This is a genomic window from Bradyrhizobium sp. MOS003 (genome assembly GCF_003020125.1).
Taxonomy (GTDB): Bacteria; Pseudomonadota; Alphaproteobacteria; order Rhizobiales; family Xanthobacteraceae; genus Bradyrhizobium.
Window position 1 is genome coordinate 679,016 of record NZ_PYFW01000003.1, and the last position, 15,708, is coordinate 694,723.

General features: G+C 65.3%; 12 protein-coding genes. 11 read left to right on the forward strand and 1 reads right to left on the reverse strand.

Annotated features, from left to right (window positions below):
* Positions 1–7 precede the first annotated feature (7 nt).
* The 6 genes from C7G42_RS17935 to C7G42_RS17960 all read left to right on the forward strand — a co-directional run bounded on the left by C7G42_RS17935 (position 8) and on the right by C7G42_RS17960 (position 8,589).
* Positions 8–1,429 (forward strand): PepSY domain-containing protein, encoded by a 1,422-nt coding sequence (locus C7G42_RS17935; protein WP_106950263.1) that lies wholly within the window; start codon positions 8–10, stop codon positions 1,427–1,429.
* Between the two features lie 539 nt (positions 1,430–1,968).
* Positions 1,969–3,978: a hydantoinase/oxoprolinase family protein gene (locus tag C7G42_RS17940; RefSeq protein WP_106950264.1), complete on the forward strand. Its 2,010-nt coding sequence runs from the start codon at positions 1,969–1,971 to the stop codon at positions 3,976–3,978.
* Positions 3,975–5,555, forward strand: coding sequence for a hydantoinase B/oxoprolinase family protein (locus C7G42_RS17945; RefSeq protein ID WP_199580968.1), 1,581 nt, complete (start codon positions 3,975–3,977; stop codon positions 5,553–5,555). Before C7G42_RS17940 ends, C7G42_RS17945 begins: the two co-directional genes overlap by 4 nt.
* A 10-nt stretch (positions 5,556–5,565) precedes the next feature.
* Positions 5,566–6,861, forward strand: a complete 1,296-nt coding sequence (locus C7G42_RS17950) for a class-III pyridoxal-phosphate-dependent aminotransferase (protein WP_106950266.1) — start codon at positions 5,566–5,568, stop codon at positions 6,859–6,861.
* Between the two features lie 130 nt (positions 6,862–6,991).
* Positions 6,992–7,924, forward strand: a complete 933-nt coding sequence (locus C7G42_RS17955) for an N-carbamoyl-D-amino-acid hydrolase (RefSeq protein ID WP_106950267.1) — start codon at positions 6,992–6,994, stop codon at positions 7,922–7,924.
* Entirely contained in the window at positions 7,921–8,589 is a 669-nt protein-coding gene (locus C7G42_RS17960; protein WP_106950268.1) for a flavin reductase family protein, read from the forward strand. Before C7G42_RS17955 ends, C7G42_RS17960 begins: the two co-directional genes overlap by 4 nt.
* Here C7G42_RS17960 and C7G42_RS17965 read toward each other — a convergent pair.
* Positions 8,586–9,248 (reverse strand): aspartate/glutamate racemase family protein, encoded by a 663-nt coding sequence (locus tag C7G42_RS17965; protein WP_199580969.1) that lies wholly within the window; start codon positions 9,246–9,248, stop codon positions 8,586–8,588. The genes C7G42_RS17960 and C7G42_RS17965 overlap by 4 nt on opposite strands.
* 55 nt (positions 9,249–9,303) lie before the next feature.
* Between C7G42_RS17965 and hydA the strand changes: the two genes are divergently transcribed.
* The 5 genes from hydA to C7G42_RS17990 all read left to right on the forward strand — a co-directional run bounded on the left by hydA (position 9,304) and on the right by C7G42_RS17990 (position 15,686).
* Positions 9,304–10,773, forward strand: a complete 1,470-nt coding sequence (hydA, locus tag C7G42_RS17970; protein WP_106950469.1) for a dihydropyrimidinase — start codon at positions 9,304–9,306, stop codon at positions 10,771–10,773.
* Positions 10,774–10,789: 16 nt separating this feature from the next.
* The gene (locus C7G42_RS17975) at positions 10,790–11,764 is read left to right on the forward strand and encodes an NAD-dependent epimerase/dehydratase family protein (RefSeq protein ID WP_106950269.1); all 975 of its coding nucleotides are present in this window, start codon (positions 10,790–10,792) and stop codon (positions 11,762–11,764) included.
* 1 nt (position 11,765) lies between these two features.
* On the forward strand, positions 11,766–12,515 hold the full coding sequence (locus C7G42_RS17980; RefSeq protein WP_106950270.1) for an SDR family oxidoreductase: 750 nt from the start codon (positions 11,766–11,768) through the stop codon (positions 12,513–12,515).
* Positions 12,512–13,948 carry an NAD(P)-binding domain-containing protein gene (locus tag C7G42_RS17985; protein ID WP_106950271.1) on the forward strand — a complete coding sequence of 479 codons (1,437 nt, stop codon included), beginning with the start codon at positions 12,512–12,514 and terminating at the stop codon, positions 13,946–13,948. Before C7G42_RS17980 ends, C7G42_RS17985 begins: the two co-directional genes overlap by 4 nt.
* Before the next feature lie 118 nt (positions 13,949–14,066).
* A complete protein-coding gene (locus C7G42_RS17990; RefSeq protein ID WP_106950272.1) occupies positions 14,067–15,686 on the forward strand; it encodes an ABC transporter substrate-binding protein in 1,620 nt (539 codons plus the stop codon).
* The last annotated feature ends 22 nt before the right edge of the window (positions 15,687–15,708 follow it).

Consider the following 15,708-nt stretch of genomic DNA (forward strand, 5'->3'; position numbering starts at 1 on the left):
TGACCACATGATGAGCGCGATCGTCCTGCTGCATCGCTGGCTCGGGATCGCGTTCTGCCTGCTGTTCGCGATGTGGTTCGCAACGGGGATCGTCATGCACTTCGTTCCGTTTCCGTCGCTGACGGAAGCGGAACGGTTTGCCGGTCTTGCTCCCGTGGATCGCGGAGCGGCGACGATCCCGGTTGCGGAGGCGGTCGCTGCGAGCGGGGTCGCCGGCGTCGTGCGCGTCCGGCTGATCCAGCGGGGCGATGCCGCGGTCTACGTCGTGTCGGGACCGTCGCGCGTGCGCGCGGTCCGCGCCTCCGACGGAAGGGATGCGTCGGTCGCAATTGCTGAGACCGCGCTTGCCATCGCGCGGGAGCACGCGCGTAATCGCGGGCTCGATGGCGCGGGGGCCGCGGTCGTTGCGCATTCGGACTATGATCAGTGGAGCGTGCCCAACGGCTTCGATCGCCACCGGCCTCTGTTTCGTGTCGCTGTCGGCGATGCTGCGGGGACGGAAGTCTATGTCTCGTCGTCCACCGGCGAGATCGTCCTGGATACAGGGTGGCGCGAACGGGCCTGGAATTGGGCCGGCAGCGTCCTGCATTGGATTTATCCGACGGTCCTGAGAAGCAACTGGTCGCTGTGGGATCGCGTCGTCTGGACGCTGTCATTGCTGGCCTTGATCGCGGCGATGCTTGGTGCCGTGCTCGGGATAGCGCGGGTAAAGCTGCGAGGGCGCCGGATCTCCTCGCCCTATCGCGGTTGGCACGCGTTGCATCACGTCATTGGCCTTGCGGCAACGATGTTCGTGCTGACATGGAGTCTCAGCGGCTGGCTCTCGATGGACCATGGCCGGCTGTTTTCGCGCGGGCAATTGACCGCGGCCGAGTCGGGCGTGATGAACGCATGGCCTGATTGGGCGGCTGCCTCTTTGCCTGATCAACAGCCGATATCGCCCTCGGCTCGGGAGATCGAATGGTTTGCCTTGAACGGCACTGTCTACCGGAGCGATCGGGTGAGCCTTGACCGTCAGGTCTTGATCAAGGCAGGGGACGAGCCCCGCGAGGGATCAACGGGATTTCTGGATCTGCGGGAGATCCAGACTCTGGTGACGCGCCTCGCTTCCGGTTGTGGCATGCCGTCCGTTCTTGCTGGTAACGACGATTACGCCGCGCAATCGGCTCTTCCTGATGCGCCCGTGTACCGCTCGCGCTGCGGCGACATCTGGTTCGATATCGACGGTGCCGATGGCAGTGTGGTGCAAAGGCTGGATGCCTCGCGGCGGACCTACCGCTGGGTCTATAGCGCGCTCCACACGCTCGATTTTCCGTTCCTTGTGGCGCATCCGCGCCTGCGCGATGTCCTGATCGTCGGGCTGTGTGCGTTGGGGCTGGTCTTCTCCGTCACCGGGATCGCGATTGGCTGGCGGCGTCTGCGGTCCTGACCGATGGCCGCCGTGTCGAACGGCCGGCGGTTACCCCGGTTCTTCTCTTAGCCAGACCGGTATTACCGGGCGCGCGATCCGCGCGATATCCTCGCTTACTGACCGTACAATAAAGAAAGGCTGAGCCGCCCTTCGTGCATAGCTCATGGGCATTCGAACCCAGCGCAATGCCGTTCGATCGCCTGCAAATTAGACAAACGGTTTTAGTCGCCGGGATTGCAGTGCAACGGGTGTGACGGTTTGCCCCGAAAAATCCGTGGTGCGATGCACTCTGCCGTCGTCCAGCGGTCCACGTCTGCATGCTCTCTGCGCAGGCAGAGCTGCACCAAAACGTGCAGTCGCATTTGGGGCTCGCGGCACCGGCCCGATGGTTTGCGACAAAGCTGGCCCTATCCCGACCGGACCGCTCTGTCGCACACTCGCGGACAATGGCATGACAAGGGATGCATGATGAGCGCTCTCGGTTCGGCAATGGATGTCGCGATGGATTGTAACAGCCCGGCGTCCGGTGCGGGCTTCATCCGTCGCTGCCCCCGCACATGAGCTCGTCTGAACATCACTGGGAGGTCGGCACCGATATCGGCGGCACCTTCACAGATATCATCGCGATCCGGCGCAATTCATCGGAGGCGCGGATCGCAAAAGTGCCGTCGCGCCCCGACGCGCCGGTTCAGGCGATGCTGGAGGCGATCGAAGCGGTTGGCCTACGCAAAAGCGAAGTCAGGCGCTTCGTCCACGGCACCACGCGCGTGACCAACGCCATCGTCGAGGGCCGGCTGCCGAAGGTGGCGCTGGTCGCGACCGAAGGATTTGCCGATGTGCTCGAGATCGCGCGTTATCGCCGCCGCGATCTCTACCGTCTCGACATTCCGCCGAAATCGCCGCCGCTCGTGCCGCCTGAGCGCTGCTTCGGGCTTGCCGAGCGCCTCGATCACGAGGGACAGGTCCTGAAGCCGCTGGAGCAAGCGGAGATCGAGCGCCTGGTGGCCTGGCTGAAGGAGACCGGCGTTCAGAGCGTCGCGGTGGCTCTGCTTCACGCCTATGCCAATCCCGTGCACGAGAAGATGCTGGGCGAGCGACTCAAGGACGTCGTCGCCCATGTCTCGCTGTCGCACGAGGTCAATCCCGAGGCGCGCGAATACGAACGGACATCGGCGACCGTGTTCAACGCCGCCGCAATGCCCATTGCGGTGGAGTATCTCAGCGATCTCGAGCAGCGGCTGCCGATCGGCCCCGGCCTGCAGGTGTTCCACTCCGCCGGCGCCATGATCCCGATCTCTGCGGTGAAGCGTCGCCCGCTCGTGATGGCGATGTCGGGTCCGGCCGCCGGCGTCTCGGCCTCGGTCAGCATCGCGCGCCAGCTTGGCACGCCGCGCATGCTGACTTTCGACATGGGCGGCACCACGACGGACGTGTGCCTGATCGTCGACGGCCAGGCCGAGATGACCGACGGCCGTATGCTCGGCGACAAGCCGCTGCGCCAGCCGATGCTCGCGGTTCATTCCATCGGGGCAGGCGGCGGATCGATCGTGCGCAACGGCCCGGGTGGCCTGACCGTCGGCCCGGAGAGTGCCGGCTCCGAGCCGGGTCCAGCCTGCTACGGCCGCGGCGGCACCGAGCCGACCATCACCGATGCCAATGCCGTGCTCGGCTATCTCAACCCCGAAACGAAGCTTGGCGACCGCATCGGGATCGACGTCCAGGCGGCCAGGCGCGTCATCGCGCCGATTGCGCAGGCGTTGGGACTGAGCCTGACCGAAACGGCGCTCGGCATCATCAAGGTCGCCAACGCGACGATGGCCCGCGCGCTGCGCCGCGTCACGGTCGAGCGCGGCATCGACGGGCGCGACTGCGCGCTGCTCGCCTTCGGCGGCGGCGGCCCCATGCATGCCGCAGGGCTGGCCGATCTCTACGGGATTGCAGAGGTCGTCGTGCCCAGCGCATCGAGCGCGTTCTCGGCGTTGGGCTGTCTCACCGCCGATTTCAGCTTCCTGCAGCAGCAGACCTTGCGCGCTGGTCTCGACGGCATCGACCATGCGCGCGTGTCGGAGCGGATCGGCACGCTGATCGACGATGCCTCGGCGCCGCTGATCGCCAACGGCGTTGCGAAGGCGGAGATCCAGGTCGAACTGGTGGCCTTGATGCGCTACGCGGCGCAAAACGACGCCATTCCGGTCCCGCTCGCGCTGCCGCTCGAGATCGCGAGGCTCAAGCAGGATTTCCTGGCGCGGCATCACGAACTCTTCGGCTATGCGACGAGCGAGCCGTGCGTCATCGAGTCCGTGCGGGTCCAGGCGCGCCGGCCGTCGACGACGGTGGTGAGCCGGCCGGCGACTGTGGCGAGGGCGGTATCATCAGGGACGCGCACCTGCTCGTTCGACGGCCTGCATGAGATCGAGACTGCGATCGTCGACCGCGCCTCGCTGACCGACACTGTCCGCGGCCCGGCCATCATCGAAGACGCCTGGTCCACGGTGGTGGTGCCGCCGGGCTGGCAGGCAAGGCCGGATGCTTCAGGCAATTTGTTCCTGACGCGGAGGGCTTCATGAAGCTCGATCCGTTCGTCGTCGAAGTCATCCGGCACGGGCTCTCGGCTGCGGCCGAGGAGATGAGCCTGGTGATGACGCGCTCGGCGCGCTCGCCGCTGTTGCGCGAGGCCGGCGATTTGTCGTCGGCGATCACGGATGGTCGTGGCGACCTGGTCGGGCAGGGCCGCGACATTCCGATCCATCTGGGCGCGATGGCTTACACGGTCCCCGAACTGCTGAAGGTGGTGCCGCGCGACAGCCTGAACGACGGCGACGTGCTGATCTACAATGTCGGTGCGCTCGGCGGCAATCATCTCAACGACGTCAAGGTCGTACGCCCTGTCTTCGTCGACGGCGAGATCGTGGCGTTCGCGGTCAGCCTCGCGCACTGGCCCGATATCGGCGGCACTTGGCCCGGCAGCTATTTTGCGAAAGCCATCGACACGTTCCAGGAGGCGATGCGCATTCCGCCGGTGCTGATCGCGACCGCAGCCGGCGTCAACGCGTCGATCGTGCAATTGCTCAAGGCGAATGTCCGGGACGCCGAATCCTGCGAGGGCGATCTGCTCGCGCAGATCGCGGCGACCAAGACCGGCGAGCGGCGCATCGTCGATCTCTGCCGCGAGCATGGCAAGGCGGTGTTCATCGCGACGCAGTCTCGCCTGCATGATCTCTCCGAAATCGAGATGCGCGAGGCGTTGCGCGCCTTGCCGGACGGAATCTACGAAGGCGAGGACCATCTCGACGACGGTAGCGTGAACGACGCGCCCGCGCGCATCCACGTCAAGATCACCATTCGTGGCGACGAGGCGACTTTCGATCTGTCGGGGAGCTGTGACCGCGTCTCGAATTTCTGCAACACGACGCCGTTCATGGCGCGCTCGGCCGTCGCCTATGCCGCGCGCATCATGAGCGGGCGAGACATGCAGCAGAATGCCGGCGCGCTGCGTCCCCTGACCATCATCACCCGCCCGGGCTCGATCCTGGAACCCGGTTGGTCAGCTTCCGTCGCGGCCGGCAACCACGAGACGTCAATGCGCATCGTCGATGCGATCTTCCGCGCCATGCAGGACACCATCCCCGAACGCTTGTCCGCGGGTGGCGCGACCACCGCAGGCGTCCTGTTCTTTGCGCAGCCGCGACAGGACGGTTCCTGGAAAATGCTCTACGAGGTCCACGGCGGCGGCGAAGGCGCGCGGCACGACCGGGCGGGCATCTCGGCGACCCGGGTGCATCTGTCCAACACCTCGAACACGCCGGTCGAGGTGATCGAGGCGAACTACGCGATCCGGCTCGAGCAGCAGGCCATTCGCCGGCAATCCGGCGGCGCCGGCGCCTTCCGCGGCGGCGATGGCGTTGTGCGCGCTTACCGCATTCTGGCTCCATCAATGCATCTGACCACCTGCATCGAGCGCATGGTGATTCCGCCGTTCGGCATGCAGGGCGGCGAACCCGGCAAGGCCTGTCGCATCTCGCTAATCAGGCAAGGTGCAAGCGTCGCGATCGACGGCAAATCCAACCTCGTGCTGCAGCAAGGCGATCTCGTCACGGTCGAGACCTGCGGCGGCGGCGGCTACGGCGCTGAAGCCGAGGAGTGAGGGGGGTGCAATGAGTAAATTGTTGCGAACCGGGCTGAACGCGGGCGACAGCGCGCCCATGGCCGTGGTCGGCGGCGAAGGCGTCTATTTTCATCTTGCGGACGGCCGCAAGCTGATCGACGGCAGCAACACCGGCGGCGGGCTCGGCCATCGGCACCCTGCGATGGTGGAGGCGATCCGCCGCGCAGCCGATACACCCGTCGTCAACGAGGGCTGGACCTGGGTCGGCCGCGAGCAGGCTGCCGACGATCTGATGGCGACGGCGTTCGGCGGCGAAGAGGAATGGGTCGGCGCGGTGCGCTTCTGCATCAGCGGCAGCGAGGCCAACGACATGGCGCTGTCGCTCTGCCAGGCCTTGACGCAGCGCTCGGCGCTGGCGACGCGCGAACGTGCCTATCACGGCATCACGGGCCTGTCGCGCAGCATGACGGTGCAGCCGCAATGGCACGGTGGCCTTGCGGTGCATTCAGGCGGCTCCAGGCTGCCGGCGCCGATGGCCCCGGTGCGCATCCTGCCGGCGCCGGATGGCGCGATCTACGGCGGGCCGGCCAACAACAGGCCGCCGAGCGAATATCTGGCCGACGCCGCGCGTCTGCTGTCGGATACAGCTGCGACGATCATCGACTACACCCAGGGCGGCATCTATTACGACGGCGCCTATCAAGACGAAGTGGCCCGCTCTGCGCGACAGGCGGGCTCATACTGGATCGCCGACGAGGTCGTCACCGGCGCCGGCCGCGCCGGGCGTTGGTTCGCGTTTCAGGGCGCCGAAACTCGGCCCGATATCGTGACGCTCGGGAAGTCGCTCGGCGGCGGTGCGGCCGCGGTGGCCGCGGTCGTGGTGTCGAAAGAGATCGTTGAGCGATTGAAAGGCACGAGCTGGCAGAACTACGGCACCTTGCGCGGCCATCCGATCAGCATGGCCGCGGTGAGCGCCTACCTGAGAGTCATCAACGAAGAGAAGATTCTCGAACATGTGAAGAGCCTTGAACAGCTGTTCAGTCGCCGCCTGCTCGCGATCGCACAAAAACATCCGAGCGTGCAACGTGTGGCGGGGCAGGGGTTGCACTGGACGGTGGAACTGCACGGACCGGACTGGCGCTCCTGGCATGCTGACACCCCAGAAGTGCCGATCGCCTCGCGCGTGGCGGAGCGCGCGCTGGAGGCCGGTGCGGTGATCGGAACCAGCGGCGAGCAGACCTCGCTGTTCCTGGCACCGCCGCTCGTCATCTCCGAGCGAGAGGCCGACCAGCTGCTGGATGCGCTCGATCATGGCCTCGTTGTTGCCGACTGGGAGCACCGATGAGCGCCGGTCACGTCATGCAAACTGCCGGGCCCATTCGGCTGGAAACTTCCCGCGATGCTGCGTTATGCTGCACGCGCCGGCAATTCGTTGAATCTTTCGCTTCGTCCAAGAGATCACCGGGAAATCGCTGATGCGTATCGTCAATGTTGCCGCCGCCCAGATGGGCCCGATCCAGAAAGCCGACAGCCGCGAGGCCGTGGTCAAGCGCATGATTGCGTTGATGGACGAGGCAAAAGCGAAAGGCGCCGACCTGATCGTCTATCCGGAACTGGCGCTGACGACGTTTTTCCCGCGCTGGTATTCGGAGGATCGCGCCGAGGCGGACATCTGGTTCGAGCGCGAGATGCCGAACGCGACGACCAAGCCGCTGTTCGAGCGCGCGGCGCAGCACCAGATGGCCATGAACTTCGGCTATGCGGAGCTGACACCGGACGGTCATCACTTCAACACGGCGATCCTGACCGACAAGTCCGGCAAGATCGTCGGCAAATATCGCAAGGTCCATCTGCCTGGCCATGTCGAGTACGACACCAAGCGCTCGCACCAGCATCTGGAGAAGCGCTATTTCGAGCCCGGCGACCTCGGCTTCAATGTCTGGCGAGAGCTGGGCGGCATCATCGGCATGGCGATCTGCAACGACCGGCGCTGGCCGGAGACCTATCGCGTGATGGGCCTGCAGGGCGTCGAGATGGTGTTGATCGGTTACAATACGCCGTCCGTGAATGCGGAGAAGAGCGAGGAGGGCGTCGAGATGCGCCTGTTCCACAACCGCCTCTCCGTGCAGGCCGGTGCCTATCAGAATTCGACCTGGGTCGTCGCGGTGGCCAAGGCCGGCAACGAGGATGGCCACCCGCTGTTCGGCGGCAGCCTGATCGTCGATCCCAACGGCGAAATCGTCGCCGAGGCGAAGACCGAAGGTGATGAGCTTCTGGTTCACGCGTGCGATCTCGACGCCACCATTTTCGGCAAGACCACGATCTTCAATTTCGCGCAGCATCGCCGGATCGAGCATTACGGCCTGATCACCAGCCAAACCGGCGCGGTGCCGCCGCCGGAGAAATGACGCCGATGTCGGACAATGGGCTTTCCTTGCGCGAGCTCGATCCGCGCGATCGCTACAAGCTACTCTGCGGCGTGATTGTGCCGCGGCCGATCGCGCTGGTGACGACGCTGGACGAGAACGGGGCGGTCAATGCAGCCCCGTTCAGTTTCTTCAACGTGTTCTCCGAAAGCCCCGCACTGATCGTGCTCGGTCTTCAGCACAAGCCGGATCACTCGCCGAAGGACACCACCCGCAACATCCATCGCGACGGCGAGTTCGTCGTGCACATGGTGGACGAGGCGCTGTCGGTCGCGATGAACGACTGTGCGGTCGATTTTCCCTCCGGCGACAGCGAAGTTGCCGCGACCGGGCTCGCGACGCTTCCCTCCGTCGATGTGAAAGTGCCGCGCCTCGCCGCGGCGCCCTTTGCGCTGGAATGCCGGCGCCAAATCGTGCTGAACTTCTCGCCGGATCGCGAGCTCCTGGTTGGCGAGGTGCTCAGGGTTCATGCCCGCGAAGGTCTTGTCGACCAGGCCAACATGTATGTCGATCTTGACGCCTACCGCCCGATCGGCCGCATGTTCGGCAATCTCTACACGACCCAGCGGGATGTCTTCTCGCTGACGCGTGAGAGCCATGCGCAATGGCGCGCGCGGCAGGATGCCAAAGAGCTGAAGGACGCCTAGTGAGCAGAGAACTGCACCGTACCCAGCGCCATGGTGACGGCCGCCTGTGTCGGGTCGATCACGGGAATGCCGAGCGCGTCCTCCAGCGGACGGCGATGGCGCGCCATGCCGGCGCAGCCCATCACGATGGCGCGGGCGCCGTCATCGTCGCGCAGCGCGCGGCCAACCTCGATCATTTTCGCCAGCGTGCCTTCGCCGGACGCGGTTTCCGCGACGCTCATGTTGAGCGGGCGTTCGCCGGAGAGGCGACCGGTCAGCCCCATCTGCCGGAGATAGCGCATGTGGCGCGGGATCGAGCGCTGCGCGATGGCGATGACGCCGAAGGTTTCGGCGCGGGCGAGTGCCGTCAGCACGCCGCACTCGGCGATGCCAAAGACGGGACGGTCGGTGCCTTCGCGGCAGACCTGAAGCCCGGGATCGCTGTAGCAGGCGATGACGAAAGCCGCCGAATTGTTGTCGCCCTCGACCAGCTTTCGCAGCGGCATCGCGACGCCGTCAACGTCGGCCTGGCTTTCAATGCCGAACGGCCCTTCGGCCAGCGACTGGCAGACCAGTTCGGGGCCACCCTCGAAGCCGAGCGGCTTCAAGGCGTCCTCCAGCCCTTGCGTGACCGCAGGGTTGGAGTTCGGATTGATGATGAGAATGCGCGGCCGAGACATGCTGGTCTTCCTGCGAAATGGAGATCATTTGCCCGAGCCTATCACGGAGTGCCTCATGACTGAACCTGTTTACGACCTGATCATTCGCAGCGGACGCGTCGCCACCACCACCGACGTGTTCGAGGCCGATGTCGCCATCTCCGGCGAAACCATCGCAGCCATCGGGAAGGGCCTTCCGGCGGCCAAACGCGAGATTGATGCGCGCGGCAAGCTGGTGCTGCCCGGCGGCGTCGACAGCCACGCCCATATCGAGCAACTGTCGGCAGCCGGCATCATGAACGCCGACACCTTCGAGAGCGCCACGGTTTCTGCCGCTTTCGGCGGCACAACCACGGTGATCCCGTTCGCCGCACAGCATGTCGGCATGAAGCTGCCGCAGGTGGTGGAGGATTATCACGCGCTGGCGAAGAAGGGCGCGGTGATCGACTATGCCTTTCACATGATCATTGCGGACGCGACCAAGGAGACGGTCGAGGAGCACATTCCGGCGCTGGTGAAGCAGGGCCATGCCTCGATCAAGATATTCATGACCTATGACCGGCTCAAGGTCGACGACGAGCCGCTGCTCGACATCCTCCTCGCCGCGCGCCAGTCCGGCGCGATGCTGTGCGCCCATGCCGAAAATCACGGCATCATCGCCTGGATGGTCAAGCGGCTGCTCGCGCGTGGCTACACCATGCCGAAATATCATGCCGTCAGCCACGCCCGCGTCTCGGAAGCCGAAGCCTTCACCCGGCTGATCGGCATGGCGGCACTGATCGACCAACCGATCATGATCTTCCACGTCTCGACCGCCGAAGGCGCCAAGGTGATCCGCGACTCCCGCGGGCAGGGGCTCAAGGTTTTCGCCGAGACCTGTCCGCAATATCTGTTCCTCACCGCCAACGATCTCGACAAGCCCGGCTCCGAGGGCGCCAAATGGATGTGCAGCCCGCCGCCGCGCACGCACGCGGACCAGGAGGCGCTGTGGCAGGCGCTGTCGCTCGGCGATCTCCAGACCATCTCGTCGGACCACGCGCCCTACCGCTACGACGAGACCGGCAAGCTGCGCGCCGGCCCCAACCCCAACTTCAAGCAGGTTGCGAATGGCCTGCCCGGACTGGAGCTGCGGCTGCCGCTGCTGTTCGACGCGATGGTATCGAAGGGGCGGCTTGGCCTGGAAAAGTTCGTCGAGCTGACCTCCACAGCGCCGGCCAAGATCTACAATCTGCACCCGCGCAAGGGCTCGATCGCGGTCGGCGCCGACGCCGATATCGCGATCTGGGACCCCAACCGCGAGGTCACCATCGCCGACGAGATGATGCACGATCTCACCGGCTACACGCCGTTCGCGGGCCGCAAACTGAAGGGCTGGCCGGTGTCGGTGCTGTCGCGTGGCCGGGTGATCATCGACGGTGACAAGTGCCTCGCGAGCGCCGGCAGCGGAAAATTCCTGGCGCGCAGCGGCGGCGAGGCGGCGAAGCCGACCGGCCGGCTCGTGGCCGACATGGATCCGGAACGGAATTTTGGAGCGAAGCTGCTGTGATCGTGGATCGCGCGCGATGAAGATCGTCATCTTCGGCGGCACCGGCTTTGTCGGCCTCAATGTTGCGGAGGCACTGCTCGCGCGCGGGCACGAGGTGACGCTGTATGATCGTGCGCCGCTGCCGCCGTCCGCGCAGCGATCTCTTGCCGATTACGGAGCACGGCTCAAAACCCTGCAGGGGGACATCACGGACGCAGAGGCCATCGACGCTCTTATCGCAAGGGGCTGCGATGCGATCGTGCTGGGCGCCGCGGTCACCGCCGGTGACGACCTCGAACGCGCTTCGCCGGCGCGCGTTCTCGAGATCAACGTCATGGCCCAGATCCCGGTCCTGCAAGCTGCGATCCGCCATGGCGTCCGCCGCGTCGTCAATCTATCGTCGGCGTCGGCCTATGGCGCGGCGGGCCAGCGGGTTCCGGTGCTAGACGAGGAAACGCCCTGCTATCCCGTCTCGTTTTACGCCATCAGCAAATTCACTTCGGAGCGCTCTGTAGCTCGCCACGCCGAACTGTTCGGCGGCGATTTTCTCAGCGTGCGACTGAGCGCGGTGTTCGGTCCGTGGGAACGGGCCACGTCGGTGCGGGACACGCCGAGTCTCCAGTTCCAGATCCTCGCGGCGTTCGGACGCGGCGCGCCAGCCCTTCTTCCTGCGCCAGGCATCAAGGACTGGACCTATGCTCCCGACGCCGCCGAGGCCGTCGCCGTGCTGATCGAAGCCGAGCGGCCGCGCCACCGGCTCTACAACATCTCCAGCGGCGGCGCCTGGTCCGCGCTGCAATGGGGCGAGGCGTTTGCGGCCCTGCATCCCGGCTTGGAGTGTAGGCTCGCGGCTCCCGGAGAGAAGACCTTCATCAAGCTTCACGGTGGGGATCGGGCGCCGATGTCGGTCAAACGGATGGTTGATGAGTTCGGCTGGCGTGCACGGTTCGGCTGCGCGGAGTCAGCCGCTGCGATGAGCGCCTGGTGGATGCAGCACAGGGATGGGATCTGACATGCGGCTGCAGGGGCGCACAGCCATCATCACCGGAGCGGGCTCGGGCATCGGCCGGGCCAGTGCCAAGCTGTTCGCGGAGGAGGGGGCACGCCTTGCTCTGGTCGATCGCGACGCCGCGGGGCTCGAAGAGACGTTGCGCCTGGTCGGCGAGGCCACCACGCATGTCGGCGATGTCGGCGAAGCCAGCTTCGCCGAAACCGTTGTCGGCGATGTCGTGTCCCGGCTCGGCCGGCTCGACATCCTGATGACCGCGGCCGGATTCTCCGTCGGCGGCACGGTGCTGACGACGAGCGTGGACGATTGGGATGCCGTGTTCCGCACCAATGTCGGTGGCACCTGGCTGTGGGCGCGGGCGGCCTTGCCGCAGATGCAGCAGCAGAAGCGCGGATCGATCATCACGCTGGCGTCGCAGCTTGCGATAGCCGGTGGCAAGGGCAACAGCGCCTACATCGCCGCCAAGGGCGCCATCGTCAGCCTGACGCGGACGATGGCGGTAGATTTCGCCACCGACGGCATTCGCGTCAACGCCATCGCGCCGGGCGCGATCGATACGCCGATGCTTCGCCGCAGCTTCGCCCGGCACAAGAATTCGGACGAGGTACGAGAAGCCTCCCGCAACCGCCATGCCATGAAGCGGTTCGGCGTGGCCGATGAGATCGCGCAGACCGCATTGCATCTGGCGAGCGATGCGTCCTCGTTCACGACCGGGACGGTGATGGTGGTCGACGGAGGCTGGCTTGCGGCATGAGTGATGCGCTGACACAGCTCGAAGCGGACATTCGCGCCGATCTCGCCAAAATCGCGCAGCCCGGCGCCGCCTGGCTCGAACCGAAAATGGGTCCGGACGGCAGACCTGCGCTGGACGTGCTCATCGTCGGCGCCGGCCAGTCCGGCGTGGCCATCGGCTTCGGCCTGATGCGCTCGCGCGTCGGCAACATCGTGCTTCTCGATAAGGCCGAGGAGGGGATGGAGGGTCCGTGGCGGACCTATGCCCGCATGCCCACGTTGCGCAGCCCGAAGGACTATACGGGACCCGACCTCGATATCCCGAGCCTGACGTATCAGTCCTGGCATGAAGCCCGCTTTGGCGAAGCGAGCTGGCAGCAGCTTGGCCTGATCCTGCGAGAGCATTGGGCGGAGTATCTGCTCTGGCTGCGGCGGACGATCGGCTTGCCGGTGCGCAACGGCTGCGAGCTTCTGGAGATTGCGCCGGCGGCCGACGGCCTGCTCGCCGCGCGCGTGAAGCGGGCCGACGCGATCGAGGTGCTCTATGCGCGCAAGATCGTGCTGGCGACGGGGCAGGAGGGCATGGGCGGCTGGATGATCCCGGAGCAATTGCGGGATCTGCGGGCAGGCTCGGTCGCAACTGTGGCCGACGCGATCGATTTTGAAAGCCTCCGCGGCAAGCGCGTCGCCGTGATCGGCGCCGGCGCCTCCGCCTTCGACAATGCCGCCACCGCGCTGGAAGCGGGAGCCGCCGAAGTGCACCTGTTGTGCCGCCGAGCGCATATCCAGGTCATCCAGCCCTATCGCTGGCTGACCTTCCGCGGCTTCCTGCGCCATCTCAGCGATCTCGACGATGCCTGGCGCTGGCGCTTCATGCGCTCCATTCTCGAAATGCGGGAGGGCTTTCCGCAAGCAACTTATGACCGCTGCGCGCGCCACGCCAATTTCACCTTGCATCACGGCGCGCCGCTCGAAGCCGCGCGTCAGACCGCTAGTGGTGTTGAATTGCAGACACCGCGCGGCACCATCGCGGCGGACTTCGTCATCTGTGGCATCGGTATCGACATGAACTTTGCCGCGCGCGGTGAGCTCTCCAATATCGCGGGCAATATCGCGACCTGGGCCGATCGCTATCAGCCGCCGGACAACGAGCGCAACGCGCGGCTCGGCCGCTTCCCCTATCTCGCCGACGACTACGCCTTCACCGAGCGCGTGCCCGGCGCCACGCCCTGGATCTCCGACATCCACTTGTTCGCCATTGCGTCGACGATGAGCTTCGGCGCCTCGGGATCGTCCATTAATGCGATGACGACCGCCGTGCCAAAGCTGGTCCACGGCCTGACGCGCGGCCTGTTCCGCGCCGATGTTGAACGGCACTGGGCCTCGCTCAGCGCCTATGACGTGCCGCAGGCCGTAGTTACGCGGCCGGCGCGAACAATGGAGGAGCAGCGATGATCATCCATGCGCCGCCGCGACCAAGCATCGGCAAGCGCGTCCCATGAGACTGGCGCGCAACTTGCTTCTTTCTTGGCCTGCCTTGCTGGCATTCTTGTCGAAATTCAGGGAAAAACCGATGCGTTTTGTGTCTTTCAGGCCGGCATCCTCCATGCTCGCCACCGTCGCGCTTCTGCTCATCGTGAACGCGCCTGCGCAGGCGCAAACCCGGGCCGAGACATTGCGCTATGTCACCGGCGCATCCGTCAACACGCTCGATCCCAACATCCCCGGCTCGACGCGCGAATCCTTCGCGCTGAGCATGAGCACCTATGACCGGCTGGTAGCGTTCGGCCGCAAGCAGCTCAATGGCAAATGGGTGTTCGATCTCGACAAGATCACCGGCGAACTCGCCGAATCCTACGATGTCAGTCCCGACGGGTTGAAGCTCACCTTCCACCTGCGCAAGGACGCCAAATTCCAGGACGGCTCGCCTGTCACGGCTGAGGACGTGAAATGGTCGCTCGATCGCTGCGTCACCGCACCGATCCTCGGCAAGGCGCAGTTGCTCACGGGCTCGCTGACCTCCGCGGATCAGTTCAAGGTGATCGATCCTCTCACGATCGAGGTGACGTTGCCCAAGCCCGACAAGCTCGCGCTGCCGAATCTCGCCACCGTCTACCCCATGATCATCAATTCGAAGCTGGCGAAGCAGCACGCGACCGCGGATGATCCCTGGGCCACCGCCTGGTTGAAGGAGAACACCGCAGGCAGCGGCGCCTATGTAATCGAGACCTTCAAGCCGGGCGAGCAGGCCATCATCAAGCGCAACGAGGCCTGGAACCGCGGCTCGCCCGACAAGCCGGCCTTCTTCAAGCGCGTGATCATTCAGTCGGTGCCTGAGCCGGCGACCCGCGCCAATCTGGTCGAGCGCGGCGATGCCGATCTCGTGGTCGATCTCCAGGCCAGCGACGTGCAGTCGCTGGAGGCCAAGGGCAAACTCAAGGTGATCTCGACGCCGCAATACAATTCGATCACGTTCGTCTCGATGAACAACCAGATCCCGCCGTTCGACAACCCCAATGTCCGCCGCGCGATCGCCTTTGCGCTGCCCTATGACGACATGTTCAAGGCGGCTCTGTTCGGTCGCGGCGCGCCGCTGTTCGGCGCGAGCTGGCCGGATGGCAAGCCGCTGAACGGGATCTATCCATTCCAGCAGCCGGTGAAGCTCGATCTCGACAAGGCCAGGGAATATCTCAAGGCCGCCGGGCTCCCCGAAGGCTTCTCGACCACCTTCAGCTTCAACGTCGGCCAGGCCTCGACCGCCGAACCGATGGCCGCCTTGGTAAAGGAGTCGCTCGGCAAGATCGGCATCAAGGTCGACATCCAGAAGCTGCCGGATGCGCAGATGTCGACCCAGATCAACGAGAAGAAGCTGCCCTTCTTCACCGAGGGCATCGTCGCCTGGCTGCCGTCCACGGACTATTTCTACCGCAACTTCTACACCGGCAATCAGCGCTGGAATTACAGCTCGATCAACAACCCGGACCTTGCCGCGATCGCGCAGGAAGCCCGCTTCGAGCCGGATAAGGCCAAGTACGAGGAGGACGGCCGCAAGCTCAACGCGATGCATGCCGATTTGATGCCGCAGATCATGCTGTGGCAGCCGAACCAGGACGCGGTGATGGCTCCTTCGGTCGAAGGCTACACCTACGAGTTCCACCGCCAGGTCGACTATCGCGACGTCAGCCGCAAGTGATAGCGTTAGCCGAAGGGAGGCT

What these genes read in the sequence shown, in the direction of transcription:
- C7G42_RS17935 (WP_106950263.1), top strand. Translation starts at nt 8, where the DNA reads ATGATGAGCGCGATCGTCCTGCTGCATCGCTGGCTCGGGATCGCGTTC.
- C7G42_RS17940 (WP_106950264.1), top strand. Translation starts at nt 1,969, where the DNA reads ATGAGCTCGTCTGAACATCACTGGGAGGTCGGCACCGATATCGGCGGC.
- C7G42_RS17945 (WP_199580968.1), top strand. Translation starts at nt 3,975, where the DNA reads ATGAAGCTCGATCCGTTCGTCGTCGAAGTCATCCGGCACGGGCTCTCG.
- C7G42_RS17950 (WP_106950266.1), top strand. Translation starts at nt 5,566, where the DNA reads ATGAGTAAATTGTTGCGAACCGGGCTGAACGCGGGCGACAGCGCGCCC.
- C7G42_RS17955 (WP_106950267.1), top strand. Translation starts at nt 6,992, where the DNA reads ATGCGTATCGTCAATGTTGCCGCCGCCCAGATGGGCCCGATCCAGAAA.
- C7G42_RS17960 (WP_106950268.1), top strand. Translation starts at nt 7,921, where the DNA reads ATGACGCCGATGTCGGACAATGGGCTTTCCTTGCGCGAGCTCGATCCG.
- C7G42_RS17965 (WP_199580969.1), bottom strand. Translation starts at nt 9,248, where the DNA reads ATGTCTCGGCCGCGCATTCTCATCATCAATCCGAACTCCAACCCTGCG.
- hydA (WP_106950469.1), top strand. Translation starts at nt 9,304, where the DNA reads ATGACTGAACCTGTTTACGACCTGATCATTCGCAGCGGACGCGTCGCC.
- C7G42_RS17975 (WP_106950269.1), top strand. Translation starts at nt 10,790, where the DNA reads ATGAAGATCGTCATCTTCGGCGGCACCGGCTTTGTCGGCCTCAATGTT.
- C7G42_RS17980 (WP_106950270.1), top strand. Translation starts at nt 11,766, where the DNA reads ATGCGGCTGCAGGGGCGCACAGCCATCATCACCGGAGCGGGCTCGGGC.
- C7G42_RS17985 (WP_106950271.1), top strand. Translation starts at nt 12,512, where the DNA reads ATGAGTGATGCGCTGACACAGCTCGAAGCGGACATTCGCGCCGATCTC.
- C7G42_RS17990 (WP_106950272.1), top strand. Translation starts at nt 14,067, where the DNA reads ATGCGTTTTGTGTCTTTCAGGCCGGCATCCTCCATGCTCGCCACCGTC.